The 24,388-nt window shown below is 59.8% G+C and carries 24 protein-coding genes; 4 read left to right on the forward strand and 20 right to left on the reverse strand.

Going from position 1 to position 24,388, the window contains the following annotated elements:
- Positions 1-48: 48 nt before the first annotated feature.
- Positions 49-813, reverse strand: coding sequence for an SDR family NAD(P)-dependent oxidoreductase (locus tag F3J41_RS16180; RefSeq protein WP_058775818.1), 765 nt, complete (start codon positions 811-813; stop codon positions 49-51).
- A gap of 278 nt (positions 814-1,091) precedes the next feature.
- Here F3J41_RS16180 and F3J41_RS16185 point away from each other — a divergent pair, with 278 nt between their 5' ends.
- Genes F3J41_RS16185 through F3J41_RS16195 form a run of 3 tightly spaced genes read left to right on the forward strand, consistent with a single transcriptional unit; the run spans position 1,092 to position 4,819 of the window.
- Positions 1,092-1,841: a gluconate 2-dehydrogenase subunit 3 family protein gene (locus F3J41_RS16185; RefSeq protein WP_247656303.1), complete on the forward strand. Its 750-nt coding sequence runs from the start codon at positions 1,092-1,094 to the stop codon at positions 1,839-1,841.
- Entirely contained in the window at positions 1,842-3,608 is a 1,767-nt protein-coding gene (locus F3J41_RS16190; protein ID WP_088517054.1) for a GMC family oxidoreductase, read from the forward strand. It begins immediately after the preceding gene.
- On the forward strand, positions 3,605-4,819 hold the full coding sequence (locus tag F3J41_RS16195; RefSeq protein WP_166711768.1) for a cytochrome c: 1,215 nt from the start codon (positions 3,605-3,607) through the stop codon (positions 4,817-4,819). Before F3J41_RS16190 ends, F3J41_RS16195 begins: the two co-directional genes overlap by 4 nt.
- Before the next feature lie 55 nt (positions 4,820-4,874).
- Here the strand turns inward: F3J41_RS16195 and F3J41_RS16200 are convergent, their stop codons facing one another.
- The 3 genes from F3J41_RS16200 to dalD are packed head-to-tail and all read right to left on the reverse strand — an operon-like array spanning position 4,875 to position 9,049.
- Positions 4,875-6,155, reverse strand: coding sequence for an MFS transporter (locus F3J41_RS16200; protein WP_021509191.1), 1,281 nt, complete (start codon positions 6,153-6,155; stop codon positions 4,875-4,877).
- A 29-nt stretch (positions 6,156-6,184) separates the two neighbouring features.
- Positions 6,185-7,654, reverse strand: a complete 1,470-nt coding sequence (gene xylB, locus F3J41_RS16205) for a xylulokinase (RefSeq protein WP_104188554.1) — start codon at positions 7,652-7,654, stop codon at positions 6,185-6,187.
- Positions 7,655-7,666: 12 nt separating this feature from the next.
- Positions 7,667-9,049 carry a D-arabinitol 4-dehydrogenase gene (dalD, locus tag F3J41_RS16210; protein ID WP_166711770.1) on the reverse strand — a complete coding sequence of 461 codons (1,383 nt, stop codon included), beginning with the start codon at positions 9,047-9,049 and terminating at the stop codon, positions 7,667-7,669.
- A gap of 196 nt (positions 9,050-9,245) precedes the next feature.
- On the opposite strand from dalD, the gene F3J41_RS16215 reads away from it, so the two are divergent.
- Entirely contained in the window at positions 9,246-10,193 is a 948-nt protein-coding gene (locus F3J41_RS16215; protein ID WP_166711772.1) for a sugar-binding transcriptional regulator, read from the forward strand.
- A 102-nt stretch (positions 10,194-10,295) separates the two neighbouring features.
- On the opposite strand, the gene hisP is transcribed toward F3J41_RS16215, so the two are convergent.
- From hisP to F3J41_RS16295, 16 genes are all read right to left on the reverse strand, one after another.
- The gene (hisP, locus tag F3J41_RS16220) at positions 10,296-11,069 is read right to left on the reverse strand and encodes a histidine ABC transporter ATP-binding protein HisP (protein ID WP_058769896.1); all 774 of its coding nucleotides are present in this window, start codon (positions 11,067-11,069) and stop codon (positions 10,296-10,298) included.
- An 8-nt stretch (positions 11,070-11,077) separates the two neighbouring features.
- Entirely contained in the window at positions 11,078-11,794 is a 717-nt protein-coding gene (locus F3J41_RS16225; protein WP_021509186.1) for an ABC transporter permease, read from the reverse strand.
- The gene (locus F3J41_RS16230) at positions 11,791-12,477 is read right to left on the reverse strand and encodes a histidine ABC transporter permease HisQ (RefSeq protein ID WP_058785603.1); all 687 of its coding nucleotides are present in this window, start codon (positions 12,475-12,477) and stop codon (positions 11,791-11,793) included. The genes F3J41_RS16225 and F3J41_RS16230 overlap by 4 nt, the downstream gene beginning before the upstream one ends.
- 194 nt (positions 12,478-12,671) lie before the next feature.
- Positions 12,672-13,454: a lysine/arginine/ornithine ABC transporter substrate-binding protein ArgT gene (argT, locus tag F3J41_RS16235; protein ID WP_031280032.1), complete on the reverse strand. Its 783-nt coding sequence runs from the start codon at positions 13,452-13,454 to the stop codon at positions 12,672-12,674.
- 274 nt (positions 13,455-13,728) lie between these two features.
- On the reverse strand, positions 13,729-14,298 hold the full coding sequence (locus F3J41_RS16240) for a UbiX family flavin prenyltransferase (RefSeq protein ID WP_021509183.1): 570 nt from the start codon (positions 14,296-14,298) through the stop codon (positions 13,729-13,731).
- 113 nt (positions 14,299-14,411) lie between these two features.
- Entirely contained in the window at positions 14,412-15,929 is a 1,518-nt protein-coding gene (purF, locus tag F3J41_RS16245; RefSeq protein ID WP_021509182.1) for an amidophosphoribosyltransferase, read from the reverse strand.
- Between the two features lie 33 nt (positions 15,930-15,962).
- Positions 15,963-16,448, reverse strand: coding sequence for a colicin V production protein (gene cvpA, locus F3J41_RS16250; protein WP_021509181.1), 486 nt, complete (start codon positions 16,446-16,448; stop codon positions 15,963-15,965).
- The gene (locus tag F3J41_RS16255; RefSeq protein WP_152390625.1) at positions 16,435-16,620 is read right to left on the reverse strand and encodes a hypothetical protein; all 186 of its coding nucleotides are present in this window, start codon (positions 16,618-16,620) and stop codon (positions 16,435-16,437) included. The genes cvpA and F3J41_RS16255 overlap by 14 nt, the downstream gene beginning before the upstream one ends.
- Positions 16,621-16,698: 78 nt before the next feature.
- Positions 16,699-17,448 carry a cell division protein DedD gene (dedD, locus tag F3J41_RS16260; protein WP_058769894.1) on the reverse strand — a complete coding sequence of 250 codons (750 nt, stop codon included), beginning with the start codon at positions 17,446-17,448 and terminating at the stop codon, positions 16,699-16,701.
- Positions 17,438-18,706, reverse strand: a complete 1,269-nt coding sequence (folC, locus tag F3J41_RS16265) for a bifunctional tetrahydrofolate synthase/dihydrofolate synthase (RefSeq protein ID WP_166711774.1) — start codon at positions 18,704-18,706, stop codon at positions 17,438-17,440. Before folC ends, dedD begins: the two co-directional genes overlap by 11 nt.
- Positions 18,707-18,778: 72 nt before the next feature.
- Positions 18,779-19,687, reverse strand: coding sequence for an acetyl-CoA carboxylase, carboxyltransferase subunit beta (accD, locus tag F3J41_RS16270; RefSeq protein ID WP_021509178.1), 909 nt, complete (start codon positions 19,685-19,687; stop codon positions 18,779-18,781).
- A gap of 132 nt (positions 19,688-19,819) precedes the next feature.
- Positions 19,820-20,482, reverse strand: coding sequence for a DedA family protein (locus F3J41_RS16275; protein WP_010617492.1), 663 nt, complete (start codon positions 20,480-20,482; stop codon positions 19,820-19,822).
- A gap of 27 nt (positions 20,483-20,509) precedes the next feature.
- Positions 20,510-21,322 (reverse strand): tRNA pseudouridine(38-40) synthase TruA, encoded by an 813-nt coding sequence (truA, locus tag F3J41_RS16280; RefSeq protein WP_166711776.1) that lies wholly within the window; start codon positions 21,320-21,322, stop codon positions 20,510-20,512.
- Positions 21,322-22,332: an aspartate-semialdehyde dehydrogenase gene (locus F3J41_RS16285; protein WP_058775824.1), complete on the reverse strand. Its 1,011-nt coding sequence runs from the start codon at positions 22,330-22,332 to the stop codon at positions 21,322-21,324. Before F3J41_RS16285 ends, truA begins: the two co-directional genes overlap by 1 nt.
- 77 nt (positions 22,333-22,409) lie before the next feature.
- Positions 22,410-23,546 carry a 4-phosphoerythronate dehydrogenase PdxB gene (pdxB, locus tag F3J41_RS16290; protein WP_136545521.1) on the reverse strand — a complete coding sequence of 379 codons (1,137 nt, stop codon included), beginning with the start codon at positions 23,544-23,546 and terminating at the stop codon, positions 22,410-22,412.
- Positions 23,547-23,603: 57 nt separating this feature from the next.
- On the reverse strand, positions 23,604-24,383 hold the full coding sequence (locus tag F3J41_RS16295; RefSeq protein ID WP_021509174.1) for a helix-turn-helix domain-containing protein: 780 nt from the start codon (positions 24,381-24,383) through the stop codon (positions 23,604-23,606).
- Positions 24,384-24,388 lie beyond the last annotated feature (5 nt).

Consider the following 24,388-nt stretch of genomic DNA (forward strand, 5'->3'; position numbering starts at 1 on the left):
CAGGCGGATTGACGGTGACAGTACACCTGACTCTCCGCCTGCTATGACTCACGCCTGTTTCGGCTGGCCGTTCGACGCCGTCAGACCGCCATCGACCGGCAGGTTAACGCCGGTGATATAACGCGCGTCGTCGCTGGCGATGAAAGCAATCGCGCTGGCGATATCTTCCGGCTCACCGGCGCGGCCCAGCGGAATACGGTCATAGAAGCGTGCAAGCAGCGCCTCATCGTTTTTCATCTCTTCGGTGAGATCGGTAAAGGTAAAGCCCGGGCAAACGGCGTTAACACGCACGCCGTCGGTGCCATAATCCATCGCCAGCGCGCGGGTAAAATTGGTCACCGCGCCCTTGGCGGCGTTGTAGACACTCATGCCCCAGTCGCCGCCCAGTCCGGATACCGACGAGGTATTCACCACGTTGCCTTTACTGTTGAGCAGCGCGGGCATAAAGAAGTGGGTGCAGTAAAATACACCGTCGAGGTCAGTGCTCATCAGCGACTTCCAGTCCGCTATCGACACTTCGTGAATTTTGCCCTGCACGATGCTGCCGGCGTTATTCACCAGCACATCCACGCGCCCATACTGGCGCTGCACCTGCTCTGCCAGCTGTTTAACCTGATCCGCATCGCCGACGTCGCAGGGTGCCACCAGATGATTCTCGCCGCTCAGCGTGCTCAGCACCTGTTCCAGCTTGTCACGGGTTCTGCCCACCAGCACCACCTGTGCGCCTTCACTGGCGAAACGCTGCGCCGCTGCGGCACCAATGCCGGATCCGGCTCCGGTAATCACCACCACTTTCTCTGCAAAGCGCGACATATTTCCTCCTGGTTATTTCGTGGTTGAAACGGTTAAGCCTGGCAGCCAGCGCGCTGAGTTCAAGCGAAGCCTGCAGATTTAACGTGGCGCTTAGTTCAGGAAATAACCGGCGGATTATCAAATAGTGCACTTTTTTGTACGGTTATTGGTCGCCACCACCCAGCCCGTCTACAGTTAACATTCGCCATAAAAATTTACAAAAACTGAAGATTCCGGCCCGTTGTGTCGCCGTGCACGCCGGCCGGTTACGCCTTATCTTGTTACTCTGTCTGGAAGCGATGATGAAAAAACGAGCCAAAACCCTGCCCGGTGTCACACGACGCCAGGTCCTGACCTGGTCGACGCTGGGCGTTGCCGCTGGCGTCACCCGCGCCGCCGATGCTGACTCCCTCAAGGGCTCCCCCGGCTGGACGCCCTTCGCCGATAACCCACCGGAACAGTTCCAGGCTCAGGGCTGGCTGTTCTTCACCGAGGAAGAAGCGCGCACCGTGGAAGCCATGGTTGACCGCATTATTCCGGCGGACGAGCTGAGCGTGGGCGGCAAAGAAGCCGGCTGCGCTGTCTTTATCGACCGCCAGCTGCACGGCTTTTATGGCACCTTCGAACGCCTCTATATGCAGGGCCCGTTTCAGCAGGGCACCACCGAGCAGGGCGACCAGTCGCCGCTGGTGCCGCAACAGCGCTATCGCCAGGGGCTGGCGGCGCTCAACCGCTACGTGCAGCAAACCTCGCAAAAGAACTTTGTCGATCTGACGCCGGCGCAGCAGGACGCGCTGCTGGCAGACATGGAAGCCGGAAAGGTGCATTTCAGCGGCTTTGATGCGCAGTCGCTGTTTCTCGAGGTGCTGAACAACACCATGGAAGGCTTCTTTGCCGATCCGATCTACGGCGGCAACAAAGACATGGTGTCGTGGAAGATGCTGGGCTTTCCCGGCGCGCGCTACGACTATCGCGAATACATTGAGCGCCATAACGAAAATCTGGGCTTAGAGCCGATCAGCATTGCGCAATGGAAAGCACGGGGATAGATGATGAAGAAATTACCGAAAACCGATGTGGTGGTGATTGGTCTCGGCTGGGCCGGATCGATTATCGCCAATGAACTGGCCGACGAAGGCCTGGAAGTGATCGGCATTGAGCGCGGCCCGTGGCGCGACACCGCGCGCGACTTCAATATTGGCACCGTCACCGACGAGCTGCGCTACGTGATGCGCGAAGAGCTGATGCTGCGTACGCGGCAGAACACCTGCACCATGCGCAACAATCCGTCGCAAACCGCCCTGCCGATGCGCACCTGGGGCTCGTTCCATCCGGGCAACGGCACCGGCGGCGCGGGCAACCACTGGGCCGGCATTACCTTTCGCTTTCAGCCGGAAGAGTTTCGCCTGAAAAGCCACCTGACCGAACGCTACGGCGCCAGTGCCATTCCGGATGAGCTGGTGCTGCAGGACTGGGGCACCAGCTGGGAAGAGATGGAGCCGCACTACATGCAGTTTGAGCGCGTGGCCGGCACCTCGGGTTACGCCGGTAATATTCAGGGAGAGAAACGCACGGGCGGCAATCCGTTCGAAGGTGCCCGGTCGGCCGACTATCCGACGCCGCCGCTGCGCCAGCCCTATGGTCCGACGCTGTTTGCCGAAGCAGCAAAAAATCTCGGCTACCAGCCGTTTCCGGTGCCCTCCTCGCTGGTCTCCGAGGCGTACACCAATCCCTATGGCGTCACCATGGGTCCCTGCACCTTCTGCGGCTTCTGCACCAACTACGGCTGCGCCAACTACTCGAAAGCCAGCGCCATCACCACCGTGCTGCCGGCGCTGATGCGCAAAGAGAACTTTACCGCGTACACCAACTGCGAAGTGCTGGAAGTGCTGACCGATGCCAGCGGCAAACAGGCCACCGGCGTTACCTACATTGACTCTTCCGGCGATAAGTGGGAACAGCCGGCCGATCTGGTGATCGTCGCCGCCTTTACCTTTGAAAACGTGCGCCTGATGCTGCTCTCTGGCATTGGCCAGGCTTATGATCCGGTCACCAACAAAGGCACCACCGGCCGCAATTACGCCTACCAGACCGCCAACGGCGTCACGCTGTTTTTCGACAACAAAAACTTTAACCCGTTTATCGGTGCCGGCGCGGTGGGCATGGGCATTGATGAATTCAATAACGATAATTTTGACCACAGCGGTCTGGGCTTCTTCGGCGGCGGCAGCATCCGCGTGACGCCCATCGGCTCGGCACCGATTGGCTACCGGCCGCTGCCGCCCAACACGCCCAAATGGGGCTCGAAGTGGAAGCGCGCGCTGAAAGACAACTACCTCAGCACCATGTCAATTGGCTGCGAGGCCAGCAGCTACACCACGCGCACCAACTATCTGTCGCTCGATCCCAACTACAAAGATCCGCACGGCCGACCGCTGCTACGCATCACTTTCGACTTTGCGGCGAACGATCTGAAAATGGCGCAGTACTGCACCGGTAAAGTGGCGGAAATCGCTAAATCGATGAACCCGCGCGAGATGATTGTCAAACCGATGACCGGCCACTGGAGCAGCGTGCCGTATCAGTCGTCGCACGTGGTTGGCGGCTTCATTATGGGCAGCGATCCCTCAACCAGCTCGGTCAATAAACATCTGCAGGTGTGGGATGTACCGAACCTGTTCGTGGTGGGCGCGTCAGCCTTTCCGCAAAACCCGGGCTATAACCCGACCGGCACCGTCGGCGCGCTGGCATTCAAAGCGGCGCATGCGATTCGTCACTACTATCTGCAACGTCCCGGGGAGATGATTACCGCATGAAAACACGCCTCTCTCTGTGCGCTGCCGCGCTGCTGCTCACCAGCTTTGTGTCTCACGCCCAGCCGGAATACGATCAGTACGCGCGCGGCAGCTATATCGCCACGCTGGCGGACTGCACCGCCTGCCACACCGCCGATCCGCAGCAGCCGTTTGCCGGGGGCGTCAGGTTGCAGACGCCGTTTGGTACGCTGGTCGGCGCTAATATCACGCCGGATCGCGAAACCGGCATCGGCAACTGGCGCTATGAAGATTTCCGCCGCGCCATGACCGAGGGCATCGGCCACGGCGGCAAGCGGCTGTACGGCGCGATGCCGTTCACCGCGTACACCAAAATGTCGGATAAGGATCTGCAGGATTTGTGGGCATGGATGCAGACGCTGCAGCCGATACACAACCCGGTCGAGACCAATCAGCTGCCCTTCCCTTTCAACATCCGCACCAGCCTGATGGTGTGGAACTGGATCAACTTTGACCAGGGCGCGTTCCAGCCGGACGCCCGTCAATCCGCCCAGTGGAATCGCGGTGCGTATCTGGTGCAGGGCGCGGGCCACTGCGGCACCTGCCACACGCCGAAAAACCTGCTCGGCGGCGATAAAAATGGCTCGTTCCTGCGTGGTGAAGTGGTCGAAGGCTGGATGGCGCCGGACATCACCGCGAACCCGCACAGCGGGCTGGGCAAATGGAGCCAGCAGGATATCGTCAGCTACCTGCGTACCGGCGTGAACCGTTTCGATATCGCTTCCGGTCCAATGGCCGACGCGGTGCGTCACTCCACGCAGCACTGGCGCGATGAAGATCTGCAGGCGGTGGCGGTGTACCTGAAAAGCGGTGAATCACGTGATGAGCAAGCGCCCGCCGCACTTGCCGCGACGGACGATCGCATGAAGCTGGGCGCGCAAATCTATGCGGCGAAGTGTTCAGCCTGCCACAGCCCGGGCGGCCGCGGTGAGAAGAATATCTTCCCGCAGCTGGCGGACAATCCGTTGCTCAATCAGGAGGATGCCACCTCGCTGATTCGGGTGGTCGCCGCCGGCAGTCGCGGTGTCGATACCGATGCCCGCCCCACGGCACCGGCAATGCCGGCCTTTGCCGGCACGCTGGGTGATGAGGAGATCGCCGCGGTGGTGAGCTACATCCGCAACAGCTGGGGAAATGCCGCCGCACCGGTCAGCGCTGACGACGTGAAGAAAGTGAAACAGAAGCTGGAATAGCGCCATGTCAGCACCGGCAGTCCTTGCTGCCGGTGCGACAGATTGACACTCAGCTTTAGCTACGCTGCTGCACCACCGACGACTTCACCGCTGACGCTTCCCGTGTGTGTCCCGGCTGCGGCACGCGGATGATAAAGGTCAGCACGCCGGCGAACAGGTAGAGCGCGGTATAGGCCCACACCACCCCGACGATATCGAAGAACGGCAGCAGCAGCGAAGCAATCGCCGGGGCAACAAAGTTACTCAGCCCGGCCGACAGATTGTAAATCGATACCGCTGCGCCCTTATGATGCGGTTCCAGCGTCGGGAACACCGCGGTCATTGGCACAAAGGCAGCGACAAAGATCCCCAGCATGATCGCCGGAATCAGCGCCACCCAGAAGTTATGCCCGGCATACAGCGGCAGGTAGTAAAACGCCAGGCTGGAGATCGCCATACCGAGGCAGCCGAACCAGCGCACCTGACGGATCCAGCCCAGCTTCTCACCGGTAATGCCCCAGAAAATATTGGTAAAGATGGTGACGAAGAAGAACACCGCCCAAATCTGCAGCCATTCGGAAATGGTAAAGCCGAGCCGATCGACAAACAGCAGCGGCATGATGATGGCAAAACCAAACAGCGACAGCGTATTGATGATGCGGATCAGGCAGGCATAAAACACATGCTGGTTGGTGAACAGAATGGTTACGGCACGCGACATCTCCGTCATCTTATCCCGCAGCGGCAGATTAACGCGGGAACGGTCCACCGGCACGTTGCGCAGGCTGAAGTAGGCCAGCACGCCGCCGCACGCCACCCAGACAATCGCCAGCCATAAGGTGCCGGTTTCGCCCAGCATCGGGATGGTCAGGCTCGGCAGATAGCTGCCCACCACGCCAATCCCCACGGAATACATCGCCCAGAACCAGCCGGTGGCGGCGGCCAGCTTGTCACGCGGCAGCACCTGCACCAGCATCATCATGAACGAGTAGATAAACAGCGGATAGGCCAGGCCGCGAATGCCGTAGAACAGCACCATCAGCGGATAGTTACGCAGTCCGAGCCCCAGCGACATAAACAGCGCATGCATGACGATCCACAGCACAAAGCCAATCATCATGGCGCGCTGCGGCGTAATCAGCTCCGCCACCACACCGGAGGCCCACGCCGCCAGCGCGGCGGCCAGACCATAAAACGTAAACACCACCGCCGACTGGGCCGGCGAAAAGCCCATGTCAGTGATGTGGCGCGAGAGAAACGCCATTTCGAAGCCGTCGCCGGCCATGAAAATGGCGATGGCCAGAAAGCCCCAGAACATCTTTTTCGGTAAGCCAAACCAGTATGCGTTCGATTGCATGACAATCTTCCTTCCGTTCGCTAATCCGATCAGGCAGGCAGCAACGCGCGCGCCTGCTGTTGTTGTACATAGAGTTCACGGAACAGGCGCAGCCGCTGCTGCAGCACGGCCCCGCGCGCCGCATCGGGCTGATAGCGCGCCTGCACCGGCGGCTTCAGGCACACGTCGGCTTCACTGCCGCCGTCGGCCAGCCACGCCAGTCGCGCCGCCCCCAGCGCGCCGGAGGCGCTGGCCGGATGGGTCACTATCGGCAGCTGCAGCACGTCGGCAATCAGTTGCGCCCACAGCGTGCTGCGCGCGCCGCCGCCGGTCAGGCTGCACTGCTGAATCTGCTGCTGCGTATCGCCCAGCACCGCCAGACCATCCGCCAGGCCAAACGCCACGCCCTCAATCACCGCATAGCCGAGCAGCGCGCGCGGCGTTTCGTGGCGCAGATGGAAAAATGCCCCGGTCGCCTGCGGATCGTTGTGCGGCGTGCGTTCACCAGAGAGATACGGCAGAAACAGCGGTGCCTGACGCAGCTGTTCCGCGCTGAGCTGTGCCATCTCGTCCATCAGCTGGCTTTCGGTGACCGACAGCAGATTGCACAGCCAGCGCAGACAGCTGGCGGCGCTGAGCATCACGCTCATCTGGTGCCAGCGTCCCGGCAGCGCATGGCAGAAAGCGTGCACGCCGGATTGCGGATCGGCACGCAGCCGATCGTTAACCACAAAAATCACGCCTGACGTGCCGAGCGAGATAAAGGCATCGCCCGCATTAACCGCACCGACGCCCACCGCCGACGCGGCATTATCACCGCCGCCGCCGGCCACGCTCACCGTGGCGGCTAAGCCCCATTCGCTGGCCAAATCGGCGCGCAGCGTAGCGCTGACCGCGCTGCCCTCAACCAGTTCGGGCATCTGTGCGCGCGTCAGCCCGCTAATTGCCAGCAGTGCGTCAGACCAGTCGCGCTGCGCCACGTCGAGCCACAGCGTACCGGCGGCGTCCGACGGCTCGCTGACAAAGCGCCCGGTCAGACGCCAGCGCAGGTAATCCTTCGGCAGCAGCACCTTGTCGATGCGGCGGAAGATTTCGGGCTCATGTTCCGCCACCCAGTGCAGTTTCGGCGCGGTGAAGCCGGGCATAATCAGGTTGGCGGCGATCTGCATCATCTGCGGATGCTGCTGGCGCAGCGCATCACACTGCGCCGCGCTGCGCGTGTCGTTCCACAATATGCACGGCCGCAACACCTCACCGGCGGCATCCAGCAGCACGGCGCCATGCATCTGACCGGAGAGACCGATGGCGCGAATCGCGGCCCACGCGTCCGGTGCCTGCTGGCGCAGCCCGGCGATCGCCTGACCACACGCCTGCCACCAGCGCTCGGGATCCTGCTCCGCCCAGTGCGGATGCGGGCGCTGCACGCTGAGCGTGGCGTGATTCGACGCCACAATCTCGCCCTGCGGGTTAACGATCAGCGCTTTGAGTTCAGAGGTGCCAATATCAATGCCGAGATACATGCTGTGCGCTCCTTACACCGTCGCCGGCTGCAGCAGTTGCTGCTCTATGGCGTCTACGCTGCGCGTCACCAGCGCATGAAAAGCGCGGTCATCGGCCAGTTCGGCAAACAGCGCGCGGTCGCTGAGGAACCGCTGCAGTGCATCCTCACCGGCCAGCTGCTGGCGCAGCGCATCAGCATTGAGCACGCCATCCTGATACGCATACGGCAGCTGGTTACTGGCCCAGCGTTGCAGGAACAGGTAGAACAGCGCCGGCAGCACGGCGGTAGCGGTCGGTTCTGCGCCGCGCTGATAGCATTCGCGCAGCGTTGGCGTCACCATGCCGGGAATCTTCGACAGCCCATCGGCACCAACGCGCTGGTTGGTGTCTTTGATGTAGGGATTGCTAAAGCGCGCCAGCACCACGTCGCGGTAATCCGCCAGATCGAGCGGGCTGGGCGACAGTGACGGGATCACGTCCTGCGTGATGTAGTCATACGCCAGCTGATAGATCGCGGGCTGCCGCGTGCTGTCATCAATGTAGTCATGGCCGGTGAGCGTGCCGGCCCAGGCAATCGCCGCGTGCGTGGCGTTGAGAATGCGGATTTTCGCCTCTTCCCACGGCAGCACCGACGCCACCAGCTCCACGCCCACCTTTTCCAGCGCCGGGCGTCCGGCGATGAAATCATCCTCAATCACCCACTGGATGAACGATTCCGCCATTACCGCCGCGCCATCGTCTTTGCCGGTGGCCGCTTTGACGCGTTCGGCAACATCCGGCGTGGGGCGCGGCGTGATGCGATCCACCATGGTGTTTGGCGAAGTGGTGTTATCGCGCACCCAGCTGGCCAGCGCGTGGTCGCCCTGCGCAGCAAGAAACGCCAGCATGCCGTGACGGAAACGTTCGCCGTTGTGACGCAGGTTGTCGCAGTTGAGCAGCGTGACCGGCGCACCGCCGCTGGCCACGCGCTGGCGCAGAATGCGGGTCAGCGCGCCGTAAATAGTGCGCGCCTCACCACGGAGATCGGCCTGAATATCCGCCTGGCTGAGATCGAGTTCATGCGCCGGCGTCAGGTAGTAACCCGCTTCGGTCACGGTAAAACCGATCACTTTTGTCTCAGCGCTGGCGCCCTGTGCCACCAGCGCGCTGATCTCCGCGTCCCACGGCAGGATGGTGCGCAGCGAAGTAATGGTTTCATACGCGCGCTCGCCCTCCGGCGTCACGGTTTCCAGTACGTACTCGCCGTTTTGCGCCTGCAGCTGGTTGAGCAGCGCTACCGCATCGCCGCGGATGTTGCCAAGTGCGATGCTCCAGCTGTCATCGCCCTGCTGGTACAGCTGGTGCAGATACCACGCCTGATGCGCGCGGTGAAAAGAACCTGCGCCGATATGCATCCACACTGATTTCGTCGTCATAGTCGCCTCGAAATAAACATTTGCCACAATGGAGGGCATTTGCCCGATGAGGCGTAGCATAGTCGCCGGCGGGGCGATCGTTCTGCGATATCCATCACATTTAATACTTTTGCTCTTTTTTAGGGCTTTTGCTCAGTTAACGCTTCAGGGGCAAGACGCGATAAACTGGCGCATCGGAGTTTGACGGAACAAGGCGATGAGCAGAGAAGAGAAGAAGCAGGAGCTGGCAGCGCGGGCAGCGTGGATGTATTACGTGGCGGGCGTCACGCAGCAGGAGATTGCGCGCGCGCTGGGCTTATCGCGGCAGGTGGCGCAGCGGCTGGTTTCCAGCGCGCGTGAAATGGGCATGGTCAGCGTGAAGATCGACCATCCGGTCACGCACTGCCTGCATCTGGCGCGCGAGATCGAACAAAAGTTTGGCCTGACGCTGTGCCGCGTGGTGCCGTCAGCCGGGCTGGATGATGAGGCGATTCAGCAAATGCTGGCGGTTGAAGGTGCGGCGGTGATGGCGCAGTTTATCAACGAAGAGACGCCGCAGGTGTTTGGCATCGGTTCCGGCAAAACGCTGCGCTCAATGATTGATGCGCTGCCGTGGGTTGAACGGCCACAGCATCAGTGTGTGTCGATGATCGGCGCGATTGCGCGTGACGATTCCGGTACCCGCTACGACGTACCGCTGAAAATGGCGGAGAAGATGCAGGGCAAATATTTCTTCATTCCGGCGCCGCTGTATGCTGACACGCCGCAGGATAAGATGATGTGGGTGCAGCATCAGGTCTATCAGCGTGTCACCCAGCGTGCGCTGCAGGCGAACGTGGCGTTTGTCGGCATTGGCGAAGTGATGCCGGGCTGCCCGCTCAATGCCGAAGGCTTTATCACCGATGCGCAGGTAGAAGCGCTCAACGCACGCGGCGTGGTGGGTGAAATGCTGGGGCATTTTTTCAATCAGCAGGGAGAGCGGGTGTACGGCGAAACCGATGAGCTGCTGACCAGCGTGCTGCTGGAGAGCCAGACGCAGCGCAATATCATCGGCTTTGCCGGCAGCGCGCGCAAATACGCAGCGATTCACGCCGCGCTGCACGGCAGCTGGATCTCCGGGCTGGTGACAGATGAAGACACCGCGCTGAAACTGCTGCATGATTAATTAAATATTTCTGTGATTCGTCACGGCGCGATGTATCGCGCGGGTTTGACCGCCACATCGCCGGGAAACGCGCAGTATATTGCGCCGCAACGGTTCAGAAACCTATTTCAACGATCCCTTCAAAAACTGCTGCAGGCGCGGGCTTTTCGGGTTGCCGAACAGTTCGTCTGGCGCGCCCTGCTCTTCGATTTTGCCCTGATGCAGAAAAATCACGTGGTTGGATACGTGACGGGCGAACTCCATCTCGTGCGTCACTACCACCATGGTTTTGCCCTCTTCGGCCAGCTTCTGCATGATGCGCAGCACTTCGCCTACCAGCTCCGGATCGAGCGCCGAGGTGGGTTCGTCGAACAGCAACACTTCCGGCTCCATCGCCAGCGCGCGGGCAATCGAGACACGCTGCTGCTGGCCGCCTGACAGATGCACCGGGTATTTGGCACGCGCGCGCGCATCAATACCGACTTTATCGAGATATTTAATTGCCCGCTCGCGTGCTTCGGCTTTGCTCAGCCCCAGCACCTGAATCGGTGCTTCAGTGACGTTATCCAGCACCGTCATGTGGCTCCACAAATTAAAGTGCTGGAACACCATGGTCAGCCGGGTACGCAGCGAACGCAGCTGCTCCTTGTTGGCCACTTTCAGCTGGCCATCGGTGTCGCGCACCAGGTTTATCGCCTCGTTGTTAACCGCGATGGTGCCTTCACTCGGCTTTTCGAGGAAGTTGATGCAGCGTAAAAAGGTACTTTTCCCGGAACCGGACGAGCCAATAATGCTGATCACATCGCCGGCGTTGGCCTGCAGCGACACGCCCTTCAGAACTTCATGTTCACCGTAACGCTTATGCAGTTCGGTAACGCTTAATTTATTTTCAGCCATAGTCATACTCAGTGCGACGAAGAGGGTTTCACATGCGCGAGGAAGCGGCGCTCCGCAAGGCGGAACAGGCTAATCAGCACGTAAGAGATAATCAGGTACAGCACCGCAGCGATGCCGAACGCGGTGAACGGCTGATAGGTCGCCGAGTTGATATCGCGCGCGATTTTTAGCAAATCCGGCACGGTGGCGGTGAACGCCAGCGCGGTGGAGTGCAGCATCAGAATCACTTCATTGCTGTAGGCGGGCAGCGCGGTGCGCAGCGCCGACGGCAGAATGATGCAGCGGTAAAGTTTAAACGGCGAGAAACCATAGGCGCGCGCGGCTTCGATTTCACCGTGTGGCACGGCGCGAATGGCACCGGCAAAAATCTCGGTGGTATAAGCACAGGTGTTCAGGGTAAATGCCAGCAGCGTACAGTTCAGGCCGCTGCGGAAGAAGGCGTTCAGCAGCTCGGAGCCTTTCACCACCTCCAGCGTGTACATGCCGGAATAGAACACCAGCAGCTGCACATACAGCGGCGTGCCGCGAAACACATAGGTAAACAGCCACACCGGCGTGGAGATATAGCGATTTGGCGAGACGCGCGCGATGGCCAGCAGCACCGCAAGGCTGCCGCCAATCACCACGGACAGAATCAGCAGCCACAGCGTGATGGCCACGCCGGTAAAACGGTAACCGTCGGTCCAGAGCAGTTGTTTCCAGTACTCCTGAATAATCTCGATCATAACTCTGCCCTTTTCACCCCTACCGAGTAGCGGCGTTCAAGCCACCACAGCACGCCGTTGGACAGCGTGGTAAACACCAGATAAATCACCCCGGCAACAATCGCGAAGTAGAACGGTTGCCAAGTACTTTTGCCGGCCAGCTGCGTGGCTTTTACCACATCTTCAAGGCCGAGCAGCGACACCAGCGCGGTGGCTTTGAGAATCACCTGCCAGTTGTTGCCGATGCCGGGCAGCGCAAAGCGCATCATCGCCGGGAACAGAATGCGACGGAAAGTTTGCGCGCCGGTAAAGCCGAAGGCGGTGGCGGCTTCAATCTGCCCTTTCGGCACCGCGAGAAACGCGCCACGGAAGGTTTCAGTGAAGTAAGCACCGTAGATGAAGCCGAGCGTAATAATACCGGCCACCATCGGGTCGATATCAAACTGTGCCATGCCGAGCGCATCGGTTACGGCGTTGAGGGCAATCTGCAGACCGTAAAAGATCAGCAGCATCAGCACCAGGTCGGGCACGCCACGGATTAGCGTGGTGTAGCCTTCAAAAATCATCGCCAGCGGGCGATTGCGGGAGAGTTTGGCGCCGGCCCCTATCAGGCCCAGCACCACGGCCAGTACCACCGAGCTGAGCGCCAGCTCAAGAGTCACCAGCGTGCCTTTGAGAATTACTTCAGAATAGCCATACAACATGGGTTCGATCCTGTCGTGAGGGAAATAAACAAACGCTGTCCAACAACACACGGACAGTCCTGACCAGGGATGTGAATCACGGAAGGATGGTGGCAAGCGTATGAACTCCGGGAGTTTACATAAGTAAGCGCCCGGAGTGAATAGTTATGACCCACGTTAGCGTGACTCAATACACCCGTTCAGGAACAGGAGTCTTAATCGCCGTAAACGTTGAAATCAAAGTACTTCTTCGCAATCTTGTCGTAGGTACCGTCTTTGCGCATGTCGTTAAAGGCTTTGTCGATGGCAGCTTTCAAATCAGCGTCATCTTTACGCAGGCCCATACCGGTGCCGACGCCAAAGATTTTGTCATCTTTCACCGCCGGACCGGCGAAGGCGTAGTTTTTTCCGACCGGCTGCTTAAGGAAGCCTTCGCTCGCCTGCACTTCATCCTGGAACGCCGCGTCAATACGGCCAGCATTCAGGTCCTGATACACCAGATCCTGGTTGGCATACGGCGTGACGGTCACCCCTTTTGGACGCCAGTATTCATTGGCGTAGGTTTCCTGCGTGGTGCCCTGCAGCAGACCAATGTTCTTGCCCTTCAGCGACTCAATGGTCGGCTGCAGTTTAGACCCCTTCGGCGCCACTAAACGCGCGTTCGCTGCATACAGTTTTTCCGAGAAGGCGATCTCTTCCTGACGTTTCTCGGTGATTGAGAGTGAAGAGATGATGGCGTCGATCTTCTTCGCTTTCAGCGACGGGATCAGCGCATCGAAATCACTTTCCACATAAGTACATTTGGTCTTGATACGCTTACAGATCTCGTTGGCCAGGTCGATATCAAAGCCAACCAGCTGGCCCTGCGCGTTCTTGGACTCAAACGGCGGGTAAGTTGGATCGGTCCCGATGCGCAGCGACTGCGGTACCGCCGCGAACACGCTCGCAGCGCCGGACATAGCCAGCATCAGAGAAAGAGCCAGAACTCGCTTTTTCATAGGTAACCCTCAAGTGAAGTGCTTATTGTTATGTGGTGCGTGATGTGTTTGCGCTGAATGTTTTGCAGGTTTCATGCCAGTTGTGCAAATCGGCGAAACTGTGCGCAGGCGCACTAAATACCGCGTCCATCTGGGACGCAAGCACTTAGTTTGTGAGGGAAATATAACAGCGGTGTGAGGAAGAAAAAGTGAGATTGTTAACTTTTGGTGCACAAGATGCACGAACAGTGATCGGCCCCGCGCTTTTGCACGCATTCAGTGCATTATTGCACCATCATGCACCCTGCCAGCGGGTAAACAGATCTTCCGGCAGCTCGATATCAAACTGATCCAGCACGCGGTTGACCGTCTGATCAATCAAATCGTCGATGCGCTGCGGGCGGTGATAAAATGCCGGCACCGGCGGCATAATCAGCGCCCCAAGCTCGGCGGCGGTGGTCATCATGCGCAGATGACCGAGATGCAGCGGGGTTTCCCGCACGCACAGCACCAGCCGGCGCTGCTCTTTCAGCACCACGTCGGCGGCGCGCGTCAGCAGACTGTCGCTGTAGCTGTGCACAATGCCCGACAGGGTTTTCATGGAACACGGCACAATTGCCATACCCAGCGTTTTGAACGAGCCGGACGAGATGCTGGCGGCGATATCGCGCACATCGTGCACAACATCGGCCAGCGCCTGCACGTCACGCAGGCTGTAGTCAGTCTCCAGCGCCAGCGTTTGCCGCGCCGCCGGGCTCATCACCAGATGGGTTTCCACTTCGGCTAACGGTTGCAGCACCTGCAGCATACGCACGCCGTAGATCGCGCCGCTGGCGCCGGAAATACCAATGATGAGTCGTTTCATAATTCAGCCTTGCTGCAAAAGAGTGCGCCAATAATAGCCGCTCCGCCGCCATAAATACAAAAACAAACAGGGCGGGATTGCGCCCGCCCTGTTTCGTCTGCCTGAGACTGACCTTAACCTTCGTTATGCAGTTCCAGGTTCTCCACTTCGTTCTGACGCGCAATCGCTTTAGCATCGTCGTTACGCAGCGACTGCAGATATTCCAGATACTGCAGGTCAACGTCTTTGGTGACGTAGATGCCGTTGAACACCGAGCATTCGAACTGGGCAATATCCGGGTTCTCTTCACGCACCGCGTCGATCAGATCCTGCAGATCCTGGAAAATCAGCGCATCGGCTTTAATCAGCTGACGAATCTCTTCCACTTCACGGCCGTGCGCAATCAGCTCGGTAGCGCTCGGCATATCGATGCCGTAGACGTTAGGGAAGCGAATTTCCGGTGCCGCCGACGCCAGATAGACGCGTTTCGCGCCCGCTTCACGCGCCATCTCGATAATCTGCTCAGAGGTGGTGCCGCGCACAATCGAGTCATCCACCAGCAGCACGTTTTTATCGCGGAACTCAGCGCGGTTGGCATTGAGCTTACGGCGTACCGCACTGCGGCGCAGCTGCTGGCCCGGCATAATAAAGGTACGGCCCACGTAGCGGTTTTTCACAAAACCCTGGCGGTACGGCTTATCAAGAATACGGGCGATCTCCAGCGCAGTATCGGTCGAGGTTTCCGGAATCGGGATCACCACGTCAATATCGAGATCTTCCCACTCGCGGGCAATTTTCTCGCCCAGCTTGGTGCCCATGCGCACGCGTGCGCTGTAGACGGAGATCTTGTCGAGGAACGAGTCCGGACGCGCAAAGTAAACGTACTCGAACAGGCACGGATTGCTTTTCGGGTTCTCTGCGCACTGGCGCGTCGAGAGCTGACCCTGCTCGGTGATGTACACCGCTTCGCCTGGCGCAACGTCACGAATAAATTCGAAGCCGAGCGTATCCAGCGCCACGCTCTCTGAGGCCACCATGTATTCGGTGCGGCCATCGGCCAGCTCACGCTTGCCCAGTACCAGCGGACGGATACCGTTAGGATCGCGGAACGCAACCATGCCGTGACCGATAATCATCGCCACCACGGCGTAAGCGCCGCGCACCTGCTGATGCACCGCCGCCACGGCAGCAAAAATGTTGTCAGCTTCCAGCGGATAGTGCTGAAAACGATCCAGCTCCTGAGCAAAGATGTTGAGCAGGATTTCGGAGTCTGAGGTGGTATTCACATGACGGCGACCGACTTCGAACAGCTGCTTGCGCAGTTCATGGGCGTTGGTCAGGTTACCGTTGTGAGCCAGCGTGATGCCGTACGGCGAGTTCACGTAGAAGGGCTGCGCTTCAGAGGCGCTGGAGCTGCCGGCAGTCGGATAACGCACGTGGCCGATACCCATATTTCCCTGCAAACGCTGCATGTGGCGCGCTTCAAACACGTCGCTGACCAGGCCATTGGCCTTACGCAGACGGAAGCAGTTCAGCGCATCGATGGTACAAATGCCGGCGGCATCCTGCCCGCGGTGCTGCAGCACCGTTAACGCGTCATAGATCGACTGGTTTACTGGCATAAAACCGGTGATACCAACAATACCGCACATGTTGTCATTTCCTCATTAGCCGCACTCCCGGTGTTACCGGGGTAAAAAACTCGACGTGCTTTTCAGGTAATCGAAAAACCACCTGATGATGTAACTGAACTGGGGAATGAGTTGAGACTGTTGCCAGTCCGGACTTTTTGAAAAGCCGGTGAATGTATCAAGGAAGAAGAGAATGGCGGATACAATCAGCACGCCACGCAACGCCCCGAAACAGACCCCCAACACCCTGTCGGTTCCCGACAAGCCGGTTTTCTCAACCAGCGAGCCGATCACATAGTTCACGATGGCACCCACAATCAGGGTGGCAACGAATAACACCGCGATGGCGATGCCGTTGCGAACCAGTTCGTCGTCAAAACCTGTAAACCAGACTGCAAGGTAGGCGTAGTAATGACTGGCGACAAAAAACGCGCATCCCCAGGTAACAAGAGATAAGGCTTCCCGGACAAACCCGCGAATCAGGCTGACCAGAGCCGAAAAACCAACTACCGCAATAATGACGTAATCAATCCAGATCATGAACGCTTCCAGTACAGTGCATTTGCACCCCTGCATCCAGTTCGGGGCGCATTCTAACAGAAAAAGAAAACGTTTGCGTAGGGTTTTCCGGTTCTGTCCCGAGAAAAAGGGCGATGAAAAAAACTTTCCTCGCCCTTGTTGATGTCAGCCATTTAACCTGCTGATATTCCATAAATTTTCATTAATGCTTCACTAAAAAACACGCCAAAAGCCGCGCCTGTTTCTGCTATCGGCGCGGCTTATCAGTTGATCAGCGTGTGCTGTACGGCTTCACAACGCCGCCGAGGCCGGAGATGCCTTTCAGCTCGCCGAGTGCGCCCTGCAGTTTCGCTTTGGACGCATCCGGCCCCACGTAAATACGGGTGATCTGCCCCTGCACCGGCGTCGACGGCACGGTAAAGGCGCGATAGCCGGAGAGCCGCAGCTGCGCCACGATCTCATTCACTTTGGCGGCGTTCTTCAGCGCGCCGAGCTGTACCACATACGCCTGTCCTGCTGGCGCGGCCGGTTCGCTCTGCTTCGGCGTTTCCGCCGCTTTAGGTTGCTCTGTAGTTTTTGGCTGTTCTGTCGCTTTCGGTTGTTCTGCCGGCTTCGGTTTCGGCTGCTCCACCGGTTTAGGCTTCGGCTGCTCCACCGGCTTCGGCTTCACCTGCTCTGCCGGTTTCTGCTGCTGGTGCACCGGCGGCGGCGTCACGACGCTGGGCTGGCTGTTTTGCGCTGGCTGCGTGCTGCCGCTGGCGGCACTGCTCTGCGTTGCGCTGCTGGCGGGCGCCTGCTGCGCCGCGCTTGCCCCTTCCGGCGGCTGCGACGGCAGCGGCTGCGTCACCGGCGGCACCATTTCGCTGTCCTGCTGATCGTCAGGCTTTGGCACCAGCGGAATCGCCGCGAACTCCTCTTTATAATGCTTTTTCTTACCGTCCAGCAGACCCGGCAACACGATGACGCCAATCGCCACCAGAATCACCGTGCCCACTAAACGATTCTGAAACTTACTTGCCACTGCCGTTCTCCGCTGCCATCGATTGCATTACCTGCGCCACGGTGTGGAACGAGCCGCACACCAGAATCACATCGTCGGGCTGAGCCTGCTGCCGCGCCGCCTGCCACGCGGCTTCAACGCTCTGCCAGGCGCTGCCGCCCTGCAGATGCGCCATCAGCTCATCAGCGGACGCCCCGCGCGGGCCGTCGAGCGGCGCGCAGTACCAGCGGTTGACCTGCGGTGCCAGCGCAGCCAGCGTCCCGGCGATATCCTTGTCGTGCAACATGCCAACCACCGCATGCACCGTGCCGTGTGCCGGCAGCTCAGCGAGACGTGAAGCCAGATAATAAGCCGCATGCGGATTGTGTGCCACATCAAGGATCACGCGCGGCGCGGTGCTGACCGTCTGGAAACGTCCCGGCAGAATCGCCAGCGGCAGATGCTGACGAATCAGCGCCTCGCTCACCGTCAGGCCGGAAGCGCGCAGCGCAGCAATGGCGGTGGCCGCGTTAGGGAGCGGCACCTGGGGCAGCGGCAGATCGCGCAGTTCACCCTGGGCATCCTGCAGCGTCCAGCTGTCGCCCTGGCGCTGCCACTGCCAGTCGCGGTTAATTTGTAACAGCTGCGCACCCTTCTCTGCGGCCACCTGGGCAATGGTGGCGGGCATATCAGCCTCGCCGACCACCGCCGGTTTACCGCCGCGGAATACGCCGGCCTTCTCGCGGCCAATGCTGGCGCGATCCGGCCCCAGCCAGTCGGTGTGGTCCAGCGCAATGCTGGTGATTACCGCCACGTCGGCGTCGACAATGTTCGTCGCATCCAGCCGGCCGCCCAGCCCCACTTCCAGAATCACGACATCCAGCTGCGCTTCACGGAACAGATTAAGCGCGGACAGCGTGCCAAACTCAAAGTAGGTAAGCGAAATATCGCCGCGTCCGGCCTCGATGGCGGCAAAGCTGGCGCTGTGCCGGGCTTCATCCAGCTCAGCGCCCTGCACGCGCACGCGTTCGGTGTAGCGCACCAGATGCGGCGAGCTGTAGACGCCAACGCGATAGCCTGCGGCCATCAGCAGGGTTTCCAGCGTACGGCAGGTAGTGCCTTTGCCGTTGGTGCCGGCGACGGTGAAGACAAACGGAGCGGGTTTTAGCAGGTCGAGGCGTGCGGCGACGCGCTGAATACGGTCCAGGCCCAGATCGATAGCCTGAGAATGCAGATGCTCAAGATAATGAAGCCACGTGGCCAGAGGCGACGTGGCTTGCGGGAGGTGAAGAGTGTCCATGTGCCCTGTTAGCTCTTTACGATGTGATGCATGAATAAAAAGGCGCATCACTCTGCGCCTTTCGGTTGCCTGTCAGGCTTCGTTGCTCTCCGGCTCAGCCGCAGTCGGGCGATCACCATCCTGCAGCGGTGCCGGCAGGTTCATCATTTTCGCCAGCAGGCTGGCCAGCTTAAAGCGCATTTCCGGACGACGGATAATCATGTCGATCGCGCCTTTTTCGATCAGGAACTCACTGCGCTGGAAGCCCGGCGGCAGCTTTTCACGTACCGTCTGTTCAATTACGCGTGGGCCGGCAAAGCCGATCAGCGCTTTTGGCTCAGCGACGTTCAAATCGCCCAGCATCGCGAAGCTGGCGGAGACGCCACCCATGGTCGGATCAGTCAGTACCGAAATATACGGCAGACCGCGCTCCTGCATTTTTGCCAGCGCCGCACTGGTTTTCGCCATCTGCATCAGCGACTGCAGCGCTTCCTGCATACGCGCACCACCAGAGGCGGAGAAGCAGATCAGCGGGCAGTTGTCTTCCAGCGCCTGCTCAACCGCACGCACGAAACGGGCGCCAACCACCGAGCCCATTGAGCCGCCCATAAAGGAGAACTCAAATGCGGCGGCCACTACCGGCATACCGTGCAGCTGGCCTTTCATTACCACCAGCGCATCTTTCTCGCCGGTCTCTTTCTGTGCCGCAACCAGACGATCTTTGTACTTCTTCGAGTCGCGGAACTTGAGCAGGTCTTTCGGTTCCAGCTCGCTACCCAGCTCTGTCATCGAACCTTCATCCATCAGGCTATGCAGACGCTCGCGCGCGTGCATACGCATGTGGTGGTCGCACTTCGGGCAGACTTCAAGGTTGCGCTCCAGCTCGGCGCGGTACAGCACCTGACCACAGCTATCGCATTTGGTCCACACCCCTTCCGGGATGCTGGCTTTGCGCGAAGGCGTGGTAGTGCTTTTATTCAGTATGCGTTCAATCCAGCTCATTGATGACCTTTCTGTTTAATGCTGACCTGGTCCAGTCTTGTCGTTACTGCTGAAATCACCTTCAGCAGGCCGTAAATGTCGCTCATTAAACCACAACCCGTTCACGCTGTGGATAAAAATCTGGTAACAGGCTTACTGCGACTTGTGCTGACGCGCCTGGCGGCGGTGACGCCACACTTCAATCACGCCTGGCAGTACCGAGACAATGATGATGCCGACAATCAGCAACTTAAGGTTTTCCTGCACCACCGGCAGGTCACCAAACAGGTAACCGGCATAGGAGAATAGCAGGACCCACAGCAGCGCGCCTGTCACGTTAAAGAGCGCGAAGTGGCGATAAGACATGTGTCCCATTCCCGCCACAAAGGGGGCAAAGGTTCGCACGATTGGCACAAAGCGCGCAAGTATAATGGTTTTACCGCCGTGGCGATCGTAAAACGCGTGGGTTTTGTCGAGGTAGCTGCGGCGGAAAATTTTCGAGTTCGGGTTGCTGAACAGCTTCTCGCCAAACAGCCGGCCAATGGTGTAGTTAACCGCGTCGCCGAGGATCGCGGCAATCACCAGCAGCGTCACCATCAGGTGCACGTTGAGGTCGTTGCCCGGCAGCGCCGCCAGCGCACCGGCGACGAACAGCAGCGAATCGCCCGGCAGGAACGGCGTAACCACCAGCCCGGTTTCACAGAACAGAATCAGGAACAAAATGGCGTAAATCCAGATGCCGTACTGCGCCACCAGCTCGGCCAGATGCACGTCAATGTGCAGAATGAAATCGACGATAAAGTGGATAAACTCCATAACAGCTAACTCCCTGACACTTTCCGATTAAAATGAATCCGCGAGGAACAACGGTCCCAGCGCAGGCTGAGGTAACGCAAACTGAGCAGGGTAATCCACCGCCACCAGATACAGCCCTTCGGCTTTCGCCGTTGCCGCCGCCAGCGTACGATCTTTTGCCGCCAGCAGCGTGGCCATCCACGTTTCCGGCTGATTGCCGCAGCCAATCTCCAGCAGACTGCCGACGATATTGCGCACCATGTGATGCACAAAGGCGTTGGCTTTGATATCCACAATCACGTACGGCCCCAGGCGCGTGACGTTGAGATGCATCACGTTGCGCCACGGCGTGCGCGACTGGCACTGCACTGCACGGAACGAGGTAAAATCGTTCTCACCCAGTAAAGCCTGGGCGGCGCAGTGCATTTTTTCCGCATCCAGCAGATGGTAAAAATGGGTAATGCCTTTACCGAGAATTGCCGGGCGCAGCCGCTGGTTGTAGATCACGTAGCGATAACGGCGCGCGGTAGCGCTGAAGCGCGCGTGAAAGCTTTCCGGCACCGCTTTCACCCAGCGCACCGCAATATCGTCCGGCAGGTTGGCGTTCACGCCCAGCGTCCAGGCGCTGTCGGCACGCGAGGAGGTGGTCTCAAAATGCACCACCTGGCCGGTGCCGTGCACGCCCGCGTCGGTGCGTCCGGCGCAGAACACGTTCACCGGGTGATTGGCCACTTTCGCCAGCGCTTTTTCCAGCTTTTCCTGCACGCTGCGTACTTCATTCTGGCGCTGCCAGCCGTAGTAACGGCTGCCGTCATACTCAATGCCGAGCGCCAGCTTAAACGGGGTCGCGTCTTCCAGCATTAATACAGATACTCCTGCACCAGCTTCTCTGCGGTTTTCACCGCCATCAGCGCGCCGCCGAAGCGGATGTTGTCGGCCACCGACCAGAACTGCAGCAGCTCCGGGATGCCGTAATCGTTGCGCACGCTGCCGATGCTCAGTGCTTCACTGCCGGAGGCGTCGCTGACCGGCGTCGGGTAATCACCGTCGTCGCTCAGGCTGATATCGTCGGCGCGCGCCAGTTCGTCACGCGCTTCCTCCGCCGACAGCGGCCGCAGGTTTTCGATATAGACGATCTGCGCGTTGCCGTAGAACACCGGCGCCTGCACGCTGCTCACCGCAATCGGTAATCCTTCGTCCTGCAGCACTTTACGCACCTGATCGACCAGCCGGCGCTCGCTCGCCACGCTGCCGGCACTGTCCGCCTGCTGCGGCAGCAGGTTGAACGCCAGCTGGCGGCCAAAATAGTGCTCATCGGCCGGTACGCCGTTCAGCAGCCGCGCGCTCTCACCGGCCAGGCCGTCTACTGCTGCTTTACCGTGGCTGGAGACCGACACCAGGTTGGTCACCTGCAGACGGCCTAAACCGGCGGTATCCACCAGCGGTTTGATGGCGCTTAACAGCTGGCTCACCAGCGCATCGGCCACGGTAATGATGTTGCGATTACGGTAATCCGCCAGCACCTGTGGATTGACATCCGGCACCACCAGCGGCACGTCCGGCTCCAGCGCGAACAGGTCGCTGCTGTCGATTACCAGGCAACCCTGGCTGGCGGCTTCTTCGGCATAACGCGCCGACGCCTCGCGACCGGCGGTAAAGAACGCCAGCTGCGCCTGCGACCAGTCAAATTCCGCCGCGTCCTGCACGCGCAGCGAGCGGCCATCAAAGCGCACGCTTTCACCGGCGCTGTTTTCACTCGCCAGCAGATACAACTCACCAACCGGGAACTGGCGTTCCGCCAGCAGTTCCAGTACAGCGTTCCCTACTGCGCCTGTCGCGCCCAGTAGCGCAATATTCCAGCCGTCAGACATGTTGGTTTACTCCAGACAATGACATAAAAAAGAGAGGCGATGACATGCATCGCCCATTAATTCAGAAAAATCAGAGATTAGTGATTCGCCTGCAGCGTGGCGCTGAAGCCAAGCTGATTGAGCAGCGCCGCGCTCTCCGCCTCATCACAGATCACCTGCAGCGAAGACCACTCGCGGCGCTCGACATACTGCTTGCGCAGGCGATCAAATTCGCCCGGCTGCGCGGCCACTTTGCGCAGCGGCGCATCGTCGCGGCGCACATCATACACCAGATGCACCAGGCGTTTCAGCGTCGGCTGATCGAGCTTGCCGTGCAGCGTAAGGGTGCCAAACTCGGGGCGCGGCAGCAGCGTGTCCAGCGCCACCTGCTGCGGCTGACCAATAAATTCGCTCCAGGCCTCAAACACCTGAGTGGTGCCGCGCGCTTTCCCTTCAAGGGTATAACCGGCGATATGCGCGGTGGCGATATCGACCTTGTCCAGCAGATCGAGGTTGAGATCCGGCTCCGGTTCCCACACGTCCAGCACCACGCTGAGATCGTTACGCAGTTTCAGCACCTCCAGCAGCGCGGCGTTATCCACCACCGGGCCACGACAGGCATTGATCAGAATGGTGTTGGGGCGCAGCGCCATCAGCAGCGCGGCATCCGCCAGATGCCAGCTTTTGTAGCGGCCGTCTTTAAACAGCGGCGTGTGAAAGGTCAGGATATCGGCCTGTGCCACCAGCGCGTCGAGCGAGTGGAAATCTTCGTCATCGCCGCGATCGGCGCGCGGCGGATCGCACAGCAGGGTTTTTACTCCCCACGCGGCGAGGCGTTTAGCCAGCCGTCCGCCCACGTTACCGACGCCGACGATACCCACGGTGCGATCGCGCAGATCAAAGCCGTCGCGTTCGGCCAGCAGCAGCAGCGCGGAGAACACATATTCCACCACCGCAATCGCGTTACAGCCCGGCGCGGCCGAGAAGCCGATACCGGCCGCCGCCAGCGAGGCATCATCGACATGATCGGTGCCGGCAGTGGCGGTGCCGACAAACTTCACCGGCGTGCCGGCCAGCAGTGCGGCATCCACTTTGGTGACGGAGCGCACCATCAGCGCGCTGGCATCCTGCAGTTCGGCTGCCGGCAGCGGGCGGCCCGGCACCGCCACCACCTCTCCGGTGCGGCTGAACAGTTCACGGGCGTAGGGCATATTTTCATCGACGAGAATTTTCACGGCGGCGGTCCTGTCTGCTTGAAATAAACGGGGCATATCATGGCACAAAGCCGGGGATTAACCTAACCGACTGCGATAGCGATCCGGCGTGGTGCCCGCCTGCTGCTGAAACATCACGATCAGCGCAGAGGCGGAGCTGTAACCCAGCTCGTGGGCGATGCCCTGCACGCTGCAGCCCTGCTCAAGCAGCGCAATCGCGCGCAGGAAACGTAAACGCTGGCGCCACTCGCTGAATGACATCTGCAGCTGCTGCTGACAGCGCCGCGCCAGCGTACGCTCGGTGGTAAACACGCGCTTCGCCCATTGTGCCAGCGTGGTGTTATCACCCGGGTTCTCTTCCAGCGCGCGCAAAATCGGTGCGAGGAATTTATCGTCGGACATCGGCAGATAGCTGGTGTTCACCGGTGCAAGACGCAGCCGATCAATCAGCACTTCGCACAGCCGCCAGTCGGCGTCGCTCTGCGGCTGCTCCAGCGCGCGGCGGGCAAAATCATTCATGATGGCGTGCACGATGGCGTCCACGCTCAGCAGGCAGGCTTTCTCTGGCATGCCGGCGCATAAATCCGCGGCAAGGTTGAAGGTGCGAAACTGCGCCTGACAGTGGTTGTAGCTGCTGTGGCGCTGGCCCGGCGGGATCCAGATCGGCATTTCGGCCGGCGTCAGCAGCCGCTCGCCCTCCACTTCCATCTCCAGCACGTGGCTGGTGACAAATATCGCCTGGCCCCAGTCGTGCTGGTGCGGCAGGTATTCGGTTTTGGCGTTGGTTTGCTCATAGCGCATGAAAAAACGCAGCAGCGGCGCGTCGCGCGGTGGCTGATACTCAACCTGAAGATTCATTCTGT

The sequence above is a fragment of the Pantoea sp. Ap-870 genome (genome assembly GCF_011752515.1).
Taxonomy (GTDB): domain Bacteria; phylum Pseudomonadota; class Gammaproteobacteria; order Enterobacterales; family Enterobacteriaceae; genus Pantoea; species Pantoea dispersa.

Coding starts and splice junctions, on each gene's coding strand:
- F3J41_RS16190 (WP_088517054.1), top strand. CDS start 1,842: ATGATGAAGAAATTACCGAAAACCGATGTGGTGGTGATTGGTCTCGGC.
- F3J41_RS16295 (WP_021509174.1), bottom strand. CDS start 24,383: ATGAATCTTCAGGTTGAGTATCAGCCACCGCGCGACGCGCCGCTGCTG.
- F3J41_RS16225 (WP_021509186.1), bottom strand. CDS start 11,794: ATGATCGAGATTATTCAGGAGTACTGGAAACAACTGCTCTGGACCGAC.
- xylB (WP_104188554.1), bottom strand. CDS start 7,654: ATGTATCTCGGCATTGATATTGGCACCTCTGAACTCAAAGCGCTGATC.
- F3J41_RS16195 (WP_166711768.1), top strand. CDS start 3,605: ATGAAAACACGCCTCTCTCTGTGCGCTGCCGCGCTGCTGCTCACCAGC.
- F3J41_RS16230 (WP_058785603.1), bottom strand. CDS start 12,477: ATGTTGTATGGCTATTCTGAAGTAATTCTCAAAGGCACGCTGGTGACT.
- cvpA (WP_021509181.1), bottom strand. CDS start 16,448: ATGATCTGGATTGATTACGTCATTATTGCGGTAGTTGGTTTTTCGGCT.
- F3J41_RS16215 (WP_166711772.1), top strand. CDS start 9,246: ATGAGCAGAGAAGAGAAGAAGCAGGAGCTGGCAGCGCGGGCAGCGTGG.
- F3J41_RS16255 (WP_152390625.1), bottom strand. CDS start 16,620: ATGGAATATCAGCAGGTTAAATGGCTGACATCAACAAGGGCGAGGAAA.
- F3J41_RS16285 (WP_058775824.1), bottom strand. CDS start 22,332: ATGTCTGACGGCTGGAATATTGCGCTACTGGGCGCGACAGGCGCAGTA.
- accD (WP_021509178.1), bottom strand. CDS start 19,687: ATGAGCTGGATTGAACGCATACTGAATAAAAGCACTACCACGCCTTCG.
- hisP (WP_058769896.1), bottom strand. CDS start 11,069: ATGGCTGAAAATAAATTAAGCGTTACCGAACTGCATAAGCGTTACGGT.
- truA (WP_166711776.1), bottom strand. CDS start 21,322: ATGCTGGAAGACGCGACCCCGTTTAAGCTGGCGCTCGGCATTGAGTAT.
- F3J41_RS16180 (WP_058775818.1), bottom strand. CDS start 813: ATGTCGCGCTTTGCAGAGAAAGTGGTGGTGATTACCGGAGCCGGATCC.
- folC (WP_166711774.1), bottom strand. CDS start 18,706: ATGGACACTCTTCACCTCCCGCAAGCCACGTCGCCTCTGGCCACGTGG.
- purF (WP_021509182.1), bottom strand. CDS start 15,929: ATGTGCGGTATTGTTGGTATCACCGGTTTTATGCCAGTAAACCAGTCG.
- F3J41_RS16275 (WP_010617492.1), bottom strand. CDS start 20,482: ATGGAGTTTATCCACTTTATCGTCGATTTCATTCTGCACATTGACGTG.
- F3J41_RS16200 (WP_021509191.1), bottom strand. CDS start 6,155: ATGCAATCGAACGCATACTGGTTTGGCTTACCGAAAAAGATGTTCTGG.
- argT (WP_031280032.1), bottom strand. CDS start 13,454: ATGAAAAAGCGAGTTCTGGCTCTTTCTCTGATGCTGGCTATGTCCGGC.
- F3J41_RS16185 (WP_247656303.1), top strand. CDS start 1,092: ATGATGAAAAAACGAGCCAAAACCCTGCCCGGTGTCACACGACGCCAG.
- dalD (WP_166711770.1), bottom strand. CDS start 9,049: ATGACGACGAAATCAGTGTGGATGCATATCGGCGCAGGTTCTTTTCAC.
- F3J41_RS16240 (WP_021509183.1), bottom strand. CDS start 14,298: ATGAAACGACTCATCATTGGTATTTCCGGCGCCAGCGGCGCGATCTAC.